The organism is Myxococcus sp. AB025B, from assembly GCF_006518215.1.
GTDB lineage: Bacteria > Myxococcota > Myxococcia > Myxococcales > Myxococcaceae > Myxococcus > Myxococcus fulvus.
On record NZ_SRLW01000241.1, the window covers coordinates 1 to 15,457 of the forward strand.

General features: G+C 71.8%; 18 protein-coding genes and 1 pseudogene. All 19 read left to right on the top strand.

What is annotated here, in order from left to right:
• On the top strand, positions 1-482 hold a 482-nt coding region (locus FL311_RS31250), incomplete at its 5' end, for an AzlC family ABC transporter permease (RefSeq protein WP_141330901.1).
• On the top strand, positions 479-787 hold the full coding sequence (locus FL311_RS31255; protein WP_141330903.1) for an AzlD domain-containing protein: 309 nt from the start codon (positions 479-481) through the stop codon (positions 785-787). The genes FL311_RS31250 and FL311_RS31255, both read left to right, overlap by 4 nt.
• A 254-nt stretch (positions 788-1,041) precedes the next feature.
• Positions 1,042-2,442, top strand: coding sequence for a hypothetical protein (locus tag FL311_RS31260; RefSeq protein WP_141330905.1), 1,401 nt, complete (start codon positions 1,042-1,044; stop codon positions 2,440-2,442).
• Positions 2,443-3,304: 862 nt separating this feature from the next.
• Positions 3,305-4,396: a helix-turn-helix transcriptional regulator gene (locus FL311_RS31265; protein ID WP_141330907.1), complete on the top strand. Its 1,092-nt coding sequence runs from the start codon at positions 3,305-3,307 to the stop codon at positions 4,394-4,396.
• Between the two features lie 436 nt (positions 4,397-4,832).
• Positions 4,833-5,060, top strand: a complete 228-nt coding sequence (locus FL311_RS31270) for a hypothetical protein (RefSeq protein ID WP_141330909.1) — start codon at positions 4,833-4,835, stop codon at positions 5,058-5,060.
• The gene (locus tag FL311_RS31275; protein WP_141330911.1) at positions 5,057-5,455 is read left to right on the top strand and encodes a hypothetical protein; all 399 of its coding nucleotides are present in this window, start codon (positions 5,057-5,059) and stop codon (positions 5,453-5,455) included. The genes FL311_RS31270 and FL311_RS31275 overlap by 4 nt, the downstream gene beginning before the upstream one ends.
• Positions 5,448-6,131, top strand: a complete 684-nt coding sequence (locus FL311_RS31280; RefSeq protein WP_141330913.1) for a PP2C family serine/threonine-protein phosphatase — start codon at positions 5,448-5,450, stop codon at positions 6,129-6,131. Before FL311_RS31275 ends, FL311_RS31280 begins: the two co-directional genes overlap by 8 nt.
• Entirely contained in the window at positions 6,128-6,343 is a 216-nt protein-coding gene (locus tag FL311_RS31285) for a hypothetical protein (RefSeq protein ID WP_141330914.1), read from the top strand. The genes FL311_RS31280 and FL311_RS31285 overlap by 4 nt, the downstream gene beginning before the upstream one ends.
• Positions 6,340-6,969: a sigma factor gene (locus FL311_RS31290; RefSeq protein WP_141330916.1), complete on the top strand. Its 630-nt coding sequence runs from the start codon at positions 6,340-6,342 to the stop codon at positions 6,967-6,969. The genes FL311_RS31285 and FL311_RS31290 overlap by 4 nt, the downstream gene beginning before the upstream one ends.
• Positions 6,966-7,307, top strand: coding sequence for a hypothetical protein (locus tag FL311_RS31295; protein WP_141330918.1), 342 nt, complete (start codon positions 6,966-6,968; stop codon positions 7,305-7,307). The genes FL311_RS31290 and FL311_RS31295 overlap by 4 nt, the downstream gene beginning before the upstream one ends.
• A complete protein-coding gene (locus FL311_RS31300) occupies positions 7,304-7,558 on the top strand; it encodes a hypothetical protein (protein ID WP_141330920.1) in 255 nt (84 codons plus the stop codon). Before FL311_RS31295 ends, FL311_RS31300 begins: the two co-directional genes overlap by 4 nt.
• Positions 7,555-7,917: a helix-turn-helix domain-containing protein gene (locus FL311_RS31305; RefSeq protein WP_228557200.1), complete on the top strand. Its 363-nt coding sequence runs from the start codon at positions 7,555-7,557 to the stop codon at positions 7,915-7,917. Before FL311_RS31300 ends, FL311_RS31305 begins: the two co-directional genes overlap by 4 nt.
• Positions 7,910-8,662, top strand: a complete 753-nt coding sequence (locus FL311_RS31310) for a hypothetical protein (RefSeq protein ID WP_141330922.1) — start codon at positions 7,910-7,912, stop codon at positions 8,660-8,662. The genes FL311_RS31305 and FL311_RS31310 overlap by 8 nt, the downstream gene beginning before the upstream one ends.
• Entirely contained in the window at positions 8,659-8,844 is a 186-nt protein-coding gene (locus FL311_RS44325) for a hypothetical protein (protein ID WP_194869431.1), read from the top strand. The genes FL311_RS31310 and FL311_RS44325 overlap by 4 nt, the downstream gene beginning before the upstream one ends.
• Positions 8,841-10,805: a DNA cytosine methyltransferase gene (locus FL311_RS31315; protein ID WP_194869432.1), complete on the top strand. Its 1,965-nt coding sequence runs from the start codon at positions 8,841-8,843 to the stop codon at positions 10,803-10,805. The genes FL311_RS44325 and FL311_RS31315 overlap by 4 nt, the downstream gene beginning before the upstream one ends.
• Positions 10,802-11,173 carry a hypothetical protein gene (locus FL311_RS31320; RefSeq protein ID WP_141330926.1) on the top strand — a complete coding sequence of 124 codons (372 nt, stop codon included), beginning with the start codon at positions 10,802-10,804 and terminating at the stop codon, positions 11,171-11,173. Before FL311_RS31315 ends, FL311_RS31320 begins: the two co-directional genes overlap by 4 nt.
• Positions 11,174-11,187: 14 nt before the next feature.
• The gene (locus FL311_RS31325) at positions 11,188-12,894 is read left to right on the top strand and encodes a DEAD/DEAH box helicase (RefSeq protein ID WP_228557201.1); all 1,707 of its coding nucleotides are present in this window, start codon (positions 11,188-11,190) and stop codon (positions 12,892-12,894) included.
• 456 nt (positions 12,895-13,350) lie between these two features.
• Entirely contained in the window at positions 13,351-14,934 is a 1,584-nt protein-coding gene (locus tag FL311_RS31330) for a hypothetical protein (protein ID WP_141330927.1), read from the top strand.
• Positions 14,931-15,457: pseudogene (locus FL311_RS31335) on the top strand (hypothetical protein); the annotation flags it as partial. The gene FL311_RS31330 and the pseudogene FL311_RS31335, both read left to right, overlap by 4 nt.

The window sequence follows — 15,457 nt, forward strand, 5'->3', positions numbered from 1 at the left end:
TCGCGGGGCTGTTGCTCAACGCGCGGCATCTGCCCTTCGGGCTGGCGGTGGCGGACCTGTTGGGGAAGCGGTGGCCCACGCGGCTGCTGGGCGCGCACCTGATGGTGGACGAGTCGGTGGCCTTCGCCCTGTCGCAGCGGGAGCCGGCGCGGCGTCGGGCGGCCTACTGGCTGTGCGGCGGCATGTTGTTCGTGGGGTGGAACACGGGCGTGGTGCTGGGCGGCTGGGCGGGGCGCGTGGTGGGCAGCTCCGAGTCGCTGGGGCTCGACGCGGCGTTCCCCGCGTGCATGGTTGCGCTGCTGTTGCCCTCGCTGTTGCCGCCCCGGAACCAGGACGCGGAGGCGGGCGCGAGGGAGCGGGCGGCGAAGGCGCGCAAGGTGGCGCTGGTGGGCGCGCTCATCGCGCTGGTGCTGACGCCGTGGCTGCCCATGGGGCTGCCGGTGATTCTGTCGATTCTCGCCGTGGGAGTGGCGCTGCGATGACCTTGCTGCCGATTCTGGTGCTGGCCCTGGGGACGTATGGCTTTCGCGTGGCGGGGCCGCTGTTGAGCGAGCGGCTGAAGCTGTCGGCGCGGGTGCAGGAGCGGATGGCGCTGGCGACCATCGCGATGCTGGCGGCGCTCGTGGCCACGTCGACGCTGCTGGCGCAGGGAGGCCTCGCCGGGTGGGCCCGGCCGACGGGGGTGCTCGTCGGCGCGGTGCTCGCGTGTCTGCGGCTGCCCTTCATCGCCGTGGTGGTGGCGGCGGCGGCGACCGCGGCGGGGCTGCGCCTGCTCGGCGTGCCGTGAGCACCTCGAGCAGGACCGAGGTCAGCTGTGCTCGAAGCGCGTGAGGTTCAGGGACAGGTGCTCTGGTTGTAGGTCTTGGGGTAGGGCGTCAGGCTGCCCTCGAAGACGGGCGCCGCGCCACAGACACTGTCTGGATGAAGGAGCGCGTCGCCGCGCGCAACGTCGAGGGCGGGATTCCTTCGGGCGCTGCGTGTATTTCTTCACGTCTCGGCCGACCGATATCGACGCTCCGCGAGGCGTGATAACCGCGACGGATGCGAATGAATCAGCGGTGGCTCGAGGTGACGCTCCTGGCGACGGCGCTGTGTCTGTGTGCCTGCGGCTCCAGTGACTCGAAGGATGACGCGGGCAGCCCGGATGCCGGCGGTGGTGACGCGGGGACGCCGGACGCGGGCACCCCGGACGCGGGGCCCGAGGTGCCCGCCTTCGAGCAGGGGGACGGTGTCTCTCGCGAGTCCACCGTGGTGGGGGGAGTCGACGTGGACCGCTACACGTGGACGGACTCGAAGGGGCGCCCGAGGACGCTGTCGCTGAAGCGGCAGACCGCCGCGGGCAATGGCGGGTACGCGGTCCAGATGACCTATCAGGTCGCCGCGGGCGCCGACTGGCGCACGGTGACGGTGGATGGCACGGGCGGCGGCGAGCGCGGCTTCGGCTACTTCGTGGGCCATGAGCTGTACCGCCAGTTCGACAACGGCGCGTCCGGCACCATCGCGGGGCTGAACGGCGAGGACGACTCGCCGCTCGGGTATGGCTTCGCGGTGCGGGGAGTCCCCTCGTCCATCCTCCCGGCGAGCACCTCCGCCAGCCACACCTTCACGACGACCTATCCGAAGTGGGGCACCCGGGTGGCCATGGCGGACGTCACCGCGGCGACGCCGGCCGCCACCGCGTCCCACCAGAAGTTCCTGGTGCCGCTCACCCTGCGCTGGGTCTTCCAGAAGGGCGTCGACTTCCCGCGCCTGGACACCCGGCTGGACCTGGGCGAGGCGACGGCGGGGCAGCTCTCGTTCGACATGCGAGGCCCCTACGGTGTCGTCGAGTTCGCGGACGCCGACCCGCAGGCGCCGCTGAGCAACGTGCAGTGGGGTGACACGCGCAACCACTTCACCACGCAGGCACCGGTGGCGGGTGTGCTGACCACCCAGGCGAACTGGACGTGGAACGAGCCCATCGGCGCCACGCGCAAGTACCACGCGCTGCTCGCGCGCCACTCAGGCACGGGCGTGTTGTACGAGCTGGGCCTGGTCGAGCTGAAGCTGGGCCAGGACGCGGGGCTGGTCTACGGCGGCTACAGCACCAACAACGGCGCGACGAAGGCCGCCACGGGGCGGGCGCTGCTGAGCGACGGCTTCTCCGCGGGCGAGTGGCCGTTCCAGTCCGCGCAGTACAGCGGGCTCAACGCGGCCACGGGCGTGACGGGCAAGAAGTTCGCCTGGGGCTCCAGCCCGTTCTACGGCTCGGCGTTCACCTCGGTGTACTTCAACAACGACTTCAGCACGGCCATCGACGCCTTCCCCGCGAGCAAGGCGCTGCTCTACCGGACGTGTCTGGTGATGGGCGTGTCCCTGTTCACCGACGCGAGCCGCAGGTCGTTGACGCGTCAGGTGGCGGAGAGCGCGTCGCCGAGCTGCGCGACGGCAGACCCGCTCTGAGCCGTCACTCCAGGGCCCCTGCCTCGCGCGGGCAGGGGGCCGTCACGCGCGTCTCATGGGGGGACGACACGCCCCAGGACGTCTGGGCACCGAGGCAATCCCTGCCGCGCCATCCCACCAGGAGGGTGCGGCCCTCGTCCGCGTAGAACTGGAGGCGCTCGCTCCGGCCAGACGCCAGGAGTGCTCGTCGCGGGGCGCGGGGGGCCTCGGGGGGCGCTTCCACGAGGAGCCGCTCGAACACCGAGCGATGGACGTTCCATTGCTGCGAGGGGTGCGGCTGACATTCCGGGTGGAGGCGGATGCGCGCCCCTCCCACGGGCTCCGGCGCCCCTTCCACGCATTCCCCCGTCGCGGCGCTCTTCAGCCGGATGCCCCGGAACCCCGGAGGCGGAGCGGCGCCGGGTGTCTCGAACGGGGTGATGACCCATTGCTGCTCGAGACTGTCATCACAGCGCGCGGAGACCAGACGTCGCCCGCGAGCACCCAGACAGAAACTTCCACTCCGGATGCGCTCCCGGTGAGCCAGGGTTCCCCGCACCGGCTCGAATTCCCAGTCGAGCCCGGGGGCATGACAAGGCGCGGCGCTGACATTGCCGCCGGGAGTCCCGATGGCTGGCTCCATGCAGTATTGCTGTTGTTGTTGATGCAGGACTGTCAGGGGGCTCATATCCGCTGGGACAGACGCGCAGAGCGCCAAGGCCGCACTCCGGGCGACAACGCGAATCGTCACGCGACCACGGGGGTGATTGCGCACGGCTCCTCCACGAGGGACAGGGATTGCCGACAGGGTGCGTCGAGCCCGTCGGGCGCGTCTATCCCAGAAAAGTGGGGAATTCTTGCCTGTGCTGGATATTGTCAGGGAATGGTGACGCGTTCCCGGATGGAGCGAGAGTTGTTGGGCGCCTTGCGTGAGCTGTCCGAAGCGGAGCTCCCCTTGGGGGAGCTGTTCACGCGGCTGAATGTCTTGCTTCGCGAGCCCCTGGGCGTGGATGCGAGTTGTTGGCATGGCACGGACCCGGCGACGGGGCTGGTGACGTCGACGGTGATGGAGAACCTGGACCCGAGGGGGTTCGAGCGGGCGGCGTATCTGGAGTTGTGGGCGCCGGAGCCCTTGACGTTCGCGGGGCTGCGGGCGTCCGGGCAGCGGGTGGGCTCGTTGCGGAGGGCGGCGAGGGAGAGGCTCGACGAGAGCGCGCGCTACCGCGAGCTCATCGCGCCCTTCGGCTTCGGGGACGAGCTTCGGGTGAACTTCGACTTGCCCTCGGGGTGTTGGGGCGCGGCGACGTTCCTCCGCGCGACGGACCGGGGGCCCTACACGGAGCGCGAGCTGGGGGTGATGGAGCGCTTCTCCGCGCACATCGGGCAGATGTTGTGGCGCTCGTACCAGGGCACGGTGCCGAAGGGGGAGGGGCAGCCGCTGCCGGGCATCGCGGTGCTGGGGCCCCGGGGGCAGTTGATGTCGGCGGACCCGAGGGCGGAGGCGGTGCTGGCGGAGCTCGCGGAGACGTCACCGTCGTCGACGGGGGTGCCGTCCGGGGTCATCACCGTGGCCGAGCATGCCCGGGGCCTGGGCGCGGCGGGGCGCAGGGACGTGCCGTCGCGCTCCAGGGTGAGGACGCGCACGGGGCAGTGGCTCACGCTGCATGCGTCCCTGCTGGAGGGGCGTCCGGATGGGCAGGTCGCCATCGTCGTGGCGCCCGCCACGCCCGCGGAGGTGTTGCCCATGGCCCTGATGAGCCTGGGGCTGACGGCCCGTGAGCAGGACGTGGCCATCCTGGTGGCCCAGGGGCACACCACGGACACCATCGCCCGGACGCTGGCCATCACCCCGGCGACGGTGCAGGACCACCTGAAGGCCATCTTCACCAAGGCCAAGGTCCGCAGCCGCCGCGAGTTCATCGCCCAGCTGGTGGGCATGTCCGCGGGGCCCCAGGGCGTCGCGCGAGGGGCTTGAGACAACACTGTGTTCGAAAATGTTTCAGCATGGCGGCGCTGAAACATTTGTGACGACGCCTGGGGCTACGTCTCGGATTGGCCGCGTCGGAGGCCCAGGGCCTTCATCTTCTTGGAGAAAGTCAAGCAGTTGACTGAGATTGATGGAGTTGCCCGAGGCGTCATTTCGGGTACTTCCGATGCCGTGGCTGTTGATGTTGTTGATGGAGTGCCGGTCCAGTTGAGCGCAGTTGAGCACGCGCCGAACACGCAGGCGCCCTCTGCTTCTGCGCTCCTGGCGGCACTGCCGGTGCTGATGCCCCTGTACCACCGTGAGCACGGCGTGACCGCATCCTGGCGGTCTTGCCCCACGTGTCTGGTTCTGCTCGGCGTCACGCGCCAGTAGCGGGTCATCCCTCCCCCCTTTCTTGTCGTTCGCATCTCCCGAAGGAGCTGTCATGTCCAAGGCCAGGAGTGTCCCCACGTCCGCGACGTCGGGCACCGTCCCCGACCGTTTCACCACCGTCCAGGAGCGGACCCCTGACGGCCGCTGGCGCGTGCAGCACGACGCGGCCGAGCCCGCCGAGGCGGGCTCGTTGCTCGAGGCCTATGTCGTCGCTCTGCGCAACCTGGCCCGTGTGTCCACAGCGCCGGGCGCCAAGTCGAAGAGGCGGGGCGCACGATGAGCGCCGCCGTCGACCTGAAGAATGGCATGCGCGCGCCTCGCGCAACGAGGCCCCCTCGCCGCATCGTGGCCGCACCGCCGGCCGGCGCGTTCGGCGCTGTGGCGTGGCTGCACCTCACGTCGCGCCAGCGGGACGTCTTCGCCCGTCCCCGGACGCTGATGGTGCTGGTTGAGTTGGTGCGCGAGCGCCCCCGGAGTGGGTGCGTCGTGTGCTGGCGGGACATGAGCAACACGCTGGCCGGCGCGGACGAGTTGGCCTGCGCGCGGAAGGACAACCCCGACGCCAGCACTTCCTACTGCGCGGCCTTCGTCGGGGCCTGCCGCAACGAGGGGCAGCGGCGCATCGAGGACGCCCAGGCGCGCGGCGCAGCCGACATGGAGGCCAGCCATGGGTGAGCGCCTCTCTTTCGACGCGGCCGGCTGCACGGAGCGGGGCCTGCGCACCCTCCAGGAAGACACCCTGGGCCACGAGGTGGGCCCGGTGGTGTCCGTCTTCGCTGTCGCGGACGGGCTGGGCGGGCACCCCAACGGCGACGTGGCCAGCCAAGCCGCTGTGGACTCGGTGGTGGGGCTCGCGCAGCTCCCGACGGCCGAGGCGGCGCCCGCCCTGGACGCCCTCACGCGCAACACGATGTCGGCCGCCAACCGTGTGGTGCTGGGCACCGGAGGCTGCACGACGCTGGCCCTGCTGGTGCTGTCGGGCCCCCAGGCCGTGGTGGCCCACGTGGGTGACTCGCGGGTGTACCGGCTGCGGGGCGGTGCGCTGGAGCAGCTCACCGAGGACCACCGGGAGGAGCGGCACGTCCTCAATCGCTGCCTGGGCGCGACGTCCCCTGACTGCTCGGCGGAACCCGACGTCCAGGTGCTGGAGTCCAGGCCCGGAGACGTGTGGCTCCTCGCCACGGACGGGGTGGGCGACACGCTGAGCCCGGACGCCATCCAGAAAGTGCTGGCCGAGCTGCCCATCTTCGACGAGCGCTGGGCGTCCGAAGAGCTGGTGCGGCTCGCGCTGGACGCCGGCAGCCGCGACAACTGCACGGCCATGGTGGTGTCGGTGGGAGGCGCGCGATGAGCTGCTCCGCCCACTTCGCCAGCATCTCCGCGCGCGGACCCCTGGGCCACGTCGTCACCCTGCGCGCCACCGGTGCCGAGGTGGAGGCGCACGCGGCCACCCGTGGGGAGGCTATGGACGACGCCCGCGCCGCCCTGGTGGGAGAGCTCCGCCGCGCGCGGACGCCTCGCACCTTCAGCCTGGGCCGGCGCCCGGTGAGGAGACGTCCGTGAGCAAGCCCTCCGCGAAGTACACCCAGCGCCCGCTCACCGCGGTGGAGCAGAAGCTGGTGCTGACGGCCGAGAAGGTCGTCTGGTGGTGCGTCCACTCCTTCGTCCGTCGTCATGAGGCCGCGCGCGGCTTCGAGGATGACCTCTCCACCTACGCGTGGATGGGGGCGATGGCGGCGGCCCAGCGTTGGCGCCCGGAGGGTGGTGCCTCCTACCGGACCTTCGCGAAGCGGCACATCCGCCGGGACGTGGCGCGCGGCTGGTTGTCCCTCGTGGGCGCTGTCCGTGACGAGGACGGCAGGCCCGTGGCTGGAAAGTACGTGCCGCTCGACGACGTGCTCGGCGCCACCGTTGCCCCGTCGCAGGAGCGACTGGCCGAAGCCCACCGCCTGGGCGCCACCATCGGCGAGCGGATGTGTCAGCACTTCCGGGCCGGGCTGCGCGAGCCCACGCGCGTCAAGGCGGTGCAGACGTACCTGTTGCACCTGCAAGGGGACACGCTCGAGGAAATCGGAGCGGAGCTGGGGGCGACGAAGCAGCGCGCACACCAGCTCCTCAACGACGCAGAGAAGGCCGCCGTCCGTTGGGCCGCGTCCATGACGCCCGCGTGGGAGAGGAGGGTGGCATGACGGCGTGCAACCCTCGTCCGCCGCCGGAGCACGGCTCCGCGCGCGGCCAGCCGACGAGCCTCCAGCTCGCCGTCCTCGTCTACACCTACGCCTTCATCGCCGCGCGCGGAGAGCCGCCCAGTGTCCACGAGCTGGCCGAGCGCTTCGGCTGGAAGTCGCCCAACGGCGCGGCGGACGTCCTGCGTCGTCTGGCCGCGCGGGGACTCGTCGCGCTGCGGAAGCGCCGGCACCGGAGCCTCCGGGTGACGGAGGACGGCCGCGCCGCACGGGCTCGGTGCCTGCGAGAGCAGGTGGCGCTCTTCGGCGAGTACAACCGCGTCAGCGAGGGCGCGCCGTGAAGCCCGTCCTCGTCGTCTCCCTCTGCGTTGCTCTCGCGGCGTCCGCCGGTGTCCTGGTGTGGCTGGGCGCGAGCCTCCAGCAGTACCACCCGCGCGAGGCTGGCGTCTGCTGGCTCCTCGCTGCGGTCGACTTCCTGGCGCTCGCCGGCATTGCCCTGCTGAGCGCCGCCCCCGTCGAAGAGCTGTCCCTCCCTCCTGTGCGTCGCGCCAGCAGTCGCGTGCGCCCCGGCACTACCCCGAGGTCTCCGTGAACGAGAACACGAAGTCGTTGGTCAAGCAGGTGGGGAAGTACCTCCAGAAGCAGCGCACCGAGCGGGGGCTGACTCAGGAGGCGCTCGCGGAGAGAGCGGACATCAGCGTCTCGTACCTGTCCATGCTGGAGCGCGGCGAGCGTGCGCCGCACCTCCAGACGCTGGTGGCCCTGTCCGAAGCACTGGCCGTGCCGCTGGTTGCCCTGCTGTCTCCAGAAGACGCGCCGCAGGAGGGGGACGTGAGCGCCGGACTGCGCTCCTTCATCGCGTTCCGCGGGCTCTCCGCCTCGCAGGTGGGCCAGCTCGAGTCCGTGGCCAGGGTGCTGTTCCCGGCGCGGGAGGGGGGCGAGCATGGCTGAGCGCATCTGCGGACTCACGCTGTGGCGGCCCTGGGGCTGGGCCATCTTCCACGCCGGCAAGGACGTGGAGAACCGTGGTGCGAAGTTCCCCGCGCCGCCAGTGGACTCCTGGCTGGCCATCCACAACGGCAAGACGTGGGACGAGGACAACGCGCAGGCGATGGCTGAGGAGTTCGGACTCGTCGTGCCTCCGGAGGACGAGCACCCGGCGGGCGCCATCATCGGCGTGGCGCGCGTGGAGGCCGTGACACGTGGCGCCAAGTACAGGGAGAGCCGCTGGTACATGGGTGACACGGGCCTGTGGCTCGCGGATGCGACGCCCATTACCCCGGTGCCGTGCCGCGGGGCACAGGGGCTGTGGACGTTGCGCGAAGACGTCCTGGTGCGCGTGCGGGACGAGATGCGGCGCGCTCGGCGAGCTCCTGGTGCAGTTGATGACCGGGGGCTCGTAGCGCTCGGAGGGTTGTCCGACGACTCGAGTCTCATCGCGAAGTGCAGGGCGTGCGGCAACGCCGCCATGGTGCCGGTGTCCGTGGGGGCGCTCGAGGAGGCGCTCCAGCAGGGCCAGGCCGGAATCCCCGAGTGCGCCATGGAGTGCGCGTACTGCGGCGTGAAGGCCACGGTGCGCGGCGCCCGCTACGTAGAGCACTCCGTCATCCACGGCGATGCCGTCCGCACCGCATGGGCTGAGCGGCTCCGCGAAGAGCGCGAGAAGGTGGCGCGCCTCAAGGAGGGCCGGTGGTGAGCCGTCGCCTTCTCCTCGCCATTCTTGCCGCGACCCTGTGTGGCGTTGCCGCTGCGCATGCCCACGCCGAATGGCGCGCCTGCGCCTACCTCGGGGCCGCGGCCTTCGGAGTCCTGTCCCTCATCCTCTTCCTCGGCGGCGCCTGCTTGGCGGTCGCCGCGTTCCGCCGGAGCAACCCGTGACGTCCTGCACGCCCAACCACCGCGAGTTCACCGTCGGCTACCTGTTCTGCGGGAGCGGCCCAGGCGCCATGGGGCATGACCTCGCGCGCGTTGAGGTCGACGGCTTCACCGCTGGCTGGCGCAACCTGGGTGGCGTCGACTTCGAACAGAAGTGCTGCGAGGACTTTCGCCTCCTTACCGGGGCGCCGGCCCTCTGCGCGGACATCGCCACGTTGACGCCCGAGGAGCTGCGCAGCTTCTGGGGCCCGCGGGCTCCGGACATGACGAAGTGGTCGCCCCCGTGCAAGGGCGCGTCGCGCCTCCTGCCGTCGGACATGGCAGCGTCCGAGAAGTACCAGGACATGAACGAGCTCATGTTCCGCGCGGCGCGGTTGGTGCTGGCGGCGTACCCGGACCCGGGCAACCGGCCGGCGCTCATCGTCGTCGAGAACGTGCCCAGCTTCCGGACGCGCTGCCGCGCCGTGCTGGGGAAGACGATTCGCCTGCTGCGCGAGGCCGGCTACGAGGTGGACGTCCGGACGCACAACCTCGGCGAGGAGGGTGGGCTGGCCCAGACGCGCGAGCGCTTCACCCTCGCGGCGCGCGACGCGGTCCAGTGCCCGGTCCAGGTGGGCATGCCTCCGCCGCAGCGCCTGCGCGGCGTGGGAGAGGTGCTCGGGCCCCTGCCGTGGCCGGACGACCCACGCGCGGGCCGGATGCATCGCCTCCCGCGCGTGAGCTGGCTCAACGCCGTGCGGCTCGCGCTCATCCCCCCGGGTGGGGACTGGCGGGACTTGCCCAAGCGCGGGCAAGTGGTGGAGACACTCACGGCGCGCGGGCTGTGGCCGACCGGCATGGACACGGCGGCGTTCCGCGCCCTCGTCGAGGAGCAGCTCGGCAATCCGGTGGAGCAGGGGCAGCAGCGGCGCGAGGTGCACCGCCGCCACCCGGTGCAGGCCTGGGCCGAGCCGTCGCCGACGGTGGCCGGGCCGGGCGGCGCCGGCCTGTGCGCTGTGGAGGACCCGCGCCCGCTGGAGGCGCTCGGGTTGAGCCATGCCCCGCGGCGTGTCTCGTCGGGCGTCGCGGCCTGGGAATCCCCGGCGCCCACCGTGCGTGGTGTGGCACGACACGACAACGGCGGGGCCGCCATCGCTGACGCGCGCACCGTCGAGGCGCTGGCGATGCGCGCGGACGCGCGACCTGGTGCCGCCGGCGTCCTGGGCTGGGACGGCCCCTCGGGCACCATCATCGCGACGTCGTGGGTGTCGGGCGGCAGCTCACCGGTGTCGGTAGCGGATCTGCGGGCCCTCGAGCAACTCGGCCTCGGCAAAACGGGGCAGAACGCGGACAGCTACGCAGGCCGGCCAGGACTCTTCGGCGTGGGCGATTGGCACATGCCGAGCCCCACGGTGCCCGCGATGTCCACCATCTCGAGTGGGAACTCCCAGTCCGCCGTCGCGGACGAGCGTGTGGAGCGGCTCGGGCTCGGGGCGCCTGGGCGCAATGGCTTCTACGGCGTCCTCGGCTGGGAGCGCACCGCCGGCACCATCACGGGGAGCATGCAACTCGACAACGGGCCCTGCTGCGTGGCGGACCCGCGCATGCCTCCGCCACGGCCCGTCATCCACATCAAGCTCGCGCTGCAACTCCTGGCCGAGGGCTGGGCGCCGCCGAAGGGGCTGCCCGCCCCGGCCATCCTCTCGCCCCTGTCCGGGTGCTGGCACCGCCCGCTCACGACGCTGGAGCTGGCCGTCCTCCAGGGCCTGCCACCAGTGCACAACGGCAAGCCCCTCGTTCTCGCGGGCAACAGCGATGCGAGGCACCGCGAGGCCATCGGCAATGCCATCCCCGTCGGCGGCGCGCTGGCCTGGGGACGCGTGACGCTGGAGGCGCTGCTGCGCTCGTCGCTGGGCGAGGGATGGAGCCTCCGCGGCGACTACTGGTTCGACGCGCCGGTGCAGGGCGAGGGGCACGCGGCATGAGCACGCCCCTTCTCGAAGAGCTGGGCCAGCTGCGCTCGCTCGTCATGGCCCATCGCTACCGCTGCACCGGAGAGGCGCAGCTGCAGTCCGCGCTGGCGCAGGTCCTCGCCGGTGCTGGGATGTCGTTCCACCGCGAGGTGACGCTGGGCGAGGCGGGCCGCATCGACTTCCTGCTGGGCCACCTGGGGCTCGAGGTGAAGGTGGAGGGGAGCATCTCCGCCGTCACCCGGCAGCTCCTGAACTACGCGGAGCGGGAGGAAGTCCACGGCCTCCTGCTCGTCACCACCCGGTCTCACCATGACGGCCTCCCGGCGCATCTGCGCGGCAAGCCCGTCCGTGTCGCTGTGCTGCGAGGAGGTCTGCTGTGAAGTGCTTCGGGACTGTGCGTCTGGAGAGGCGGAAGCTGGGCGCGCGCGGTGGCGAGAGGCCGGCCTGGGTCATCGAGTGCGAGCCGCACGTGTCGCTGCGGCTGAAGCGCGTCTTCGACAGGGCCAACAAGGGCGACGTGGGCGAGGTGCTGCTCGCGGCGACGGAGGAGACGGCGAGGGAGCTGGAGTGGTTCCTCCAGCGCTACCCGCTGGAGGTGGTGGGCAAGGACGCGCAGGCCTTCCTCAAGCGCGGGGCGCGGGAGCATGCGCGGCGGGAGGCGGCCGTCGCCGAGCTGCTCTCCGCGGAGTACCAGGTGCCGGACTTCCAGATGAACGTCCCTCCGCGTGAGTACCAGCGGCGCGCGGCGGACATGTTCCTGCGCATGCAGCACCTGCTGCTGGCGGACGACGTGGGACTGGGGAAGACGGCCAGTGCGCTGACGGCCTTCACGGACACGCGCACGTTGCCCGCGGTGGTGGTGACGCTGACGCACCTGCCACGCCAGTGGCAGCGGGAGCTGGCTCGCTTCCTGCCCCGGCTGCGCGTCCACGTCGCGAAGAAGGCGACGCCCGAGGAAGTCACGCAGGGGCGGGGCGGGCGGAAGCTGCCGTGGCCAGACGTCCTCGTCCTCAACTACCACAAGCTGTCCGGCTGGGCGGAGACGCTGGTCAGCGCGGGCGTGCGCACCATCGTCTTCGACGAGTGCCAGGAGTTGCGCCGAGGGCCCGACTCGGAGAAGTACCGCGCCGCGCACTACCTCGCTGAGCGCGCGAGCTTCGTCATCGGCCTGTCGGCCACCCCCATCTACAACTACGGCGGGGAGATGTTTCACGTCCTCGACGCGCTCAAGCCCGGTGTGCTGGGCACGCGCGAGGAGTTCAGCCGCGAGTGGTGCGCGGGCGTGGAGGACAAGCTGTCCTTCAAGGACCCGCGGGCCTTCGGCACGTACCTCCGGGATACGGGGCTCATGTTGCGCCGGACGCGCGCGCACGTGGGACGGGAGTTGCCCGCCCTCACGCGCGTCATCCACACCGTGGACTCGGACACCAAGGTGCTCGACGCCGTGGAGGACAAGGCGGCGGAGCTGGCGCGCATCATCCTCGCGCAGGGCGGGGTGAAGCCCGAGGACAGGCTGCACGCCTCCGGAGAGCTCTCCTGGCGCTTGCGGCAGGCCACGGGCATCGCGAAGGCCCCCTTCGTCGCGGACTTCGTGCGCATGCTGGTGGAGAACGGCGAGCGCGTGCTGCTCTACGGCTGGCACCACGAGGTGTACCGGCTGTGGCAGGAGCGGCTCCGGGAGTTCTCCCCGGCCATCTTCACGGGCCAGGAGTCCCCGGCCCAGAAGGAGGCAGAGGCCCAGCGCTTCAAGTCCGGGGCGGCGCCCATCCTCATCATGTCGCTGCGCGCGGGCGCGGGCCTGGACGGGCTGCAGCAGTCCTGCCGCACGGTGGTGTTCGGCGAACTGGACTGGAGCCCGGGTGTCCACGAGCAGGCGTGCGGGCGCGTCCACCGTGACGGGCAGACGGACCCCGTCATGGCCTACTTCCTCGTCTCCGACAGCGGCTCGGACCCGGTGGTGGCCGACGCGTTGGGAATCAAGCGGGACCAGATGGAGGGCATCCGCGACCCGCAGGCCAGCCTCATGGAGAAGCTGGAGACGGATGAGCACCGCGTGCGGCGCCTGGCCGAGGCCTTCCTCAAGAACCGGAGGGCAGCGTGAGCCGCGACCTCGTGCTGCTTTTCCTGCTGGCTGACGATGGTCTCCAGTCGCTCGTCGCGTGGTGGCGCGGCAACGCGAACATCAGCCGGCAGGCAGGGGACCGCCGACGTCTCGTGCTTGAGCGCCGAGAGGTTCGGCGGGCCCTGCTTCGCCTCGGCTGGTGGCGCTCCCTGTGGCCACTCGGAGGTGCCGCATGAGCCGCTGCTTGCGCCTGACTGTGTGTCCTGAGTGCCACTACCAGTGGGCAGGGGATGAGCTCACTGAGACGGGGCGACGTGCGTACCACTCGCCCACGCCCGCGCCGGTGTACTTCCGGGAGTCGGCGACGTGGCCCAGGTGCATGCACGGCGCCCCCTTCCGCACGGGGTGCAGCCACCAGCCCATCCCTCCGTTCTGCTGCACCCAGCCGTCGCCCCTTCTTCCTTCCGTGCCCGTCCACCTCGAGGTCCCGTAGTCATGCCCGCCTGCAACCCCCTCACGCCGCCGGAGTCCGAGGTGCCGCCGGGCATGGTGCGCCTGTTGAGCGGCCAGCTCGTCTCCGAGGCGCAGGCCCAGCAGGTGATTCCCCCTCCGGGGAGTGGCGCCCGCGCGCGCGGAGAGGACCCGGGCGTGCCGCCTGACTTCTTCGCGGAGGCGTGCCCCTGCGCCCAGCAGCAGGTGGCCGACTTGCGCGCGCAACTGCTGGCGGAGCGCGAGGCCCGGCTGCGCGCGGAGAGCTACGCGGCCGGCGTCGACCACGGCTGGCGCCAGGCCATCGCGCTGCTGGCCCCGTGGACTGGTGCGCGCCCTGCACAGCCCCCGGCTGCCGAGCCCCTCTCCGCGCCCGTCGTCGCGCCTGTCACGCAGCCCGCATGCCCCGTCACGCTGGTGCAGCGTGACAGTCAGCGTGACAGCGTGACAGCCGACAATTCACCCCCTCCTCCCTCTCCCTCTGCCGGGAAGAAGGGGCGCGCGCGGCGCGGTGTCACGCAGGCCCAGCGTGACATGGGGTTGGAGCTGCGCGAGCACCGCAAGCCGGAGAGCCTCCCGCCGGACGTCCGGGCCCTGCGCGAGGCCTGGAACACGCAGGTGGCGCCGCATGGCTTCTTCCCGTGGGGCGAGCGCACCTCGGTGCAGATGCTGGAGGACGCCCTGTCCGCCCTCGCGCGGCACCCCCTCGCGGTGTGGCGAGAGGTGTTCGCCCGTGTCCCGCGCTCCCCGGTGTGCCGCGGAGAGCTGGACAGCCGCATGCGCGCCACCGTCGTCTGGGTGCTAGGGAGGACGCGCGCCGGCGCGGAGGTGGCCGAGCAGCTCCTCAGCGGCGCGTGGAGTCTGGACCCGGTGCCGGAGGCGCCCGCGCCCGAGGTGGAGCCCGGGGTCGCCGTCTGCCTGGAGGATGTGCCCGAAGGCACCGAGGCTGCGCGCGCGTGGGGACGCGTCCTGGGCGCGCTGAAGGCCAGGAGGATGGTGGAGACGCTGAAGCAGCTCCAGTCCGCGCGCCCGGAAGCCGTAGAGGACGGGTGCCTCGTCGTCGAGGTGAAGGACAGGTTCGCCCGCGACTGGGCGGAGGAGCACTACCGGCCCGTGCTGCAGGCGCTCCTGGTGGAGCAGGGGCTGGCCGGGCTGCGCTTCGTCGTCCCGGGGGAAGAGGACGCGGAGGAGGTGCCGTCCGCGCCCCCGGCCCTGGTGTCCGAGCCCGGAGACACCCTGCCATTCGAGCTGCCGCCCCAGCAGGAGCCGCCCGCGGAGTCCCTGCCGGACGGGGTGGAGCGCGTCTTCCGTGAGGTGAAGGGCTGCGGCTACCGCTGGCGCGGCCGCGCTGACGACGACGCATCCCGGACGCTGCTCTCCCTGGCTGGTGCAGGGGGCGTCCCGGAGATTCTGCGCCGGTTGAGCAACGGGCTGCGCGCGCGCTTCAAGCAGCGCTGTGACCACCTGACTGACTTGGCGCGGAAGTGGAACGACAACGCCGCCCCCGAGGAGCGGGCTGTGTCCGCGCGCGCGCCGGGGCGGCCCCTCAGCAACAACGACTACGAGGAAGGGCGGGTGGAGAGCCTATGAGCCGAGACAACGAGGCGCCCGCGGTGCAGCGACAGGGCCCCCAGCGGCTGGCGGACTTGCTGCGCCGGGGCATGGCGCAGGCCCGGCAGCACTCCGCCCCCGGGCTGGGCCAGCTCGAGGCGGGATGGAAGCAACGGGAGCTGGAGCTCCAGCAGCTCGAGGCGGCGGAGAGGGCACGGCACCAGGCCGCCCAGGTGGACGCATGGCCCTTGCACCTGAAGCTGTGCGGCGCGCCGGCGGAGGCGGTGGTGGCCCTCGCTGGGGGCAAGGTGCTGGAGACGCCCGCCGTCCGCGCCGCGCGCCAGCTGCTCCGGGAGGGGTTGCGCACCCTTCTGCTGTCCGGGGGCACGGGCGTGGGGAAGACGACGGGGGCGTGTCACCTCTTCCACGCGGCTGTCCGCACCGAGACGCGCACGGGCCAGCGCCTGCACGAGTGGGATGCGTCCGCGGGGCTCTTCCTCCGCTGGGCGCAGCTCAAGCGCGTCAGCGACTACGAGTCCGAGGATAGGCTCCTCCTCCAGCG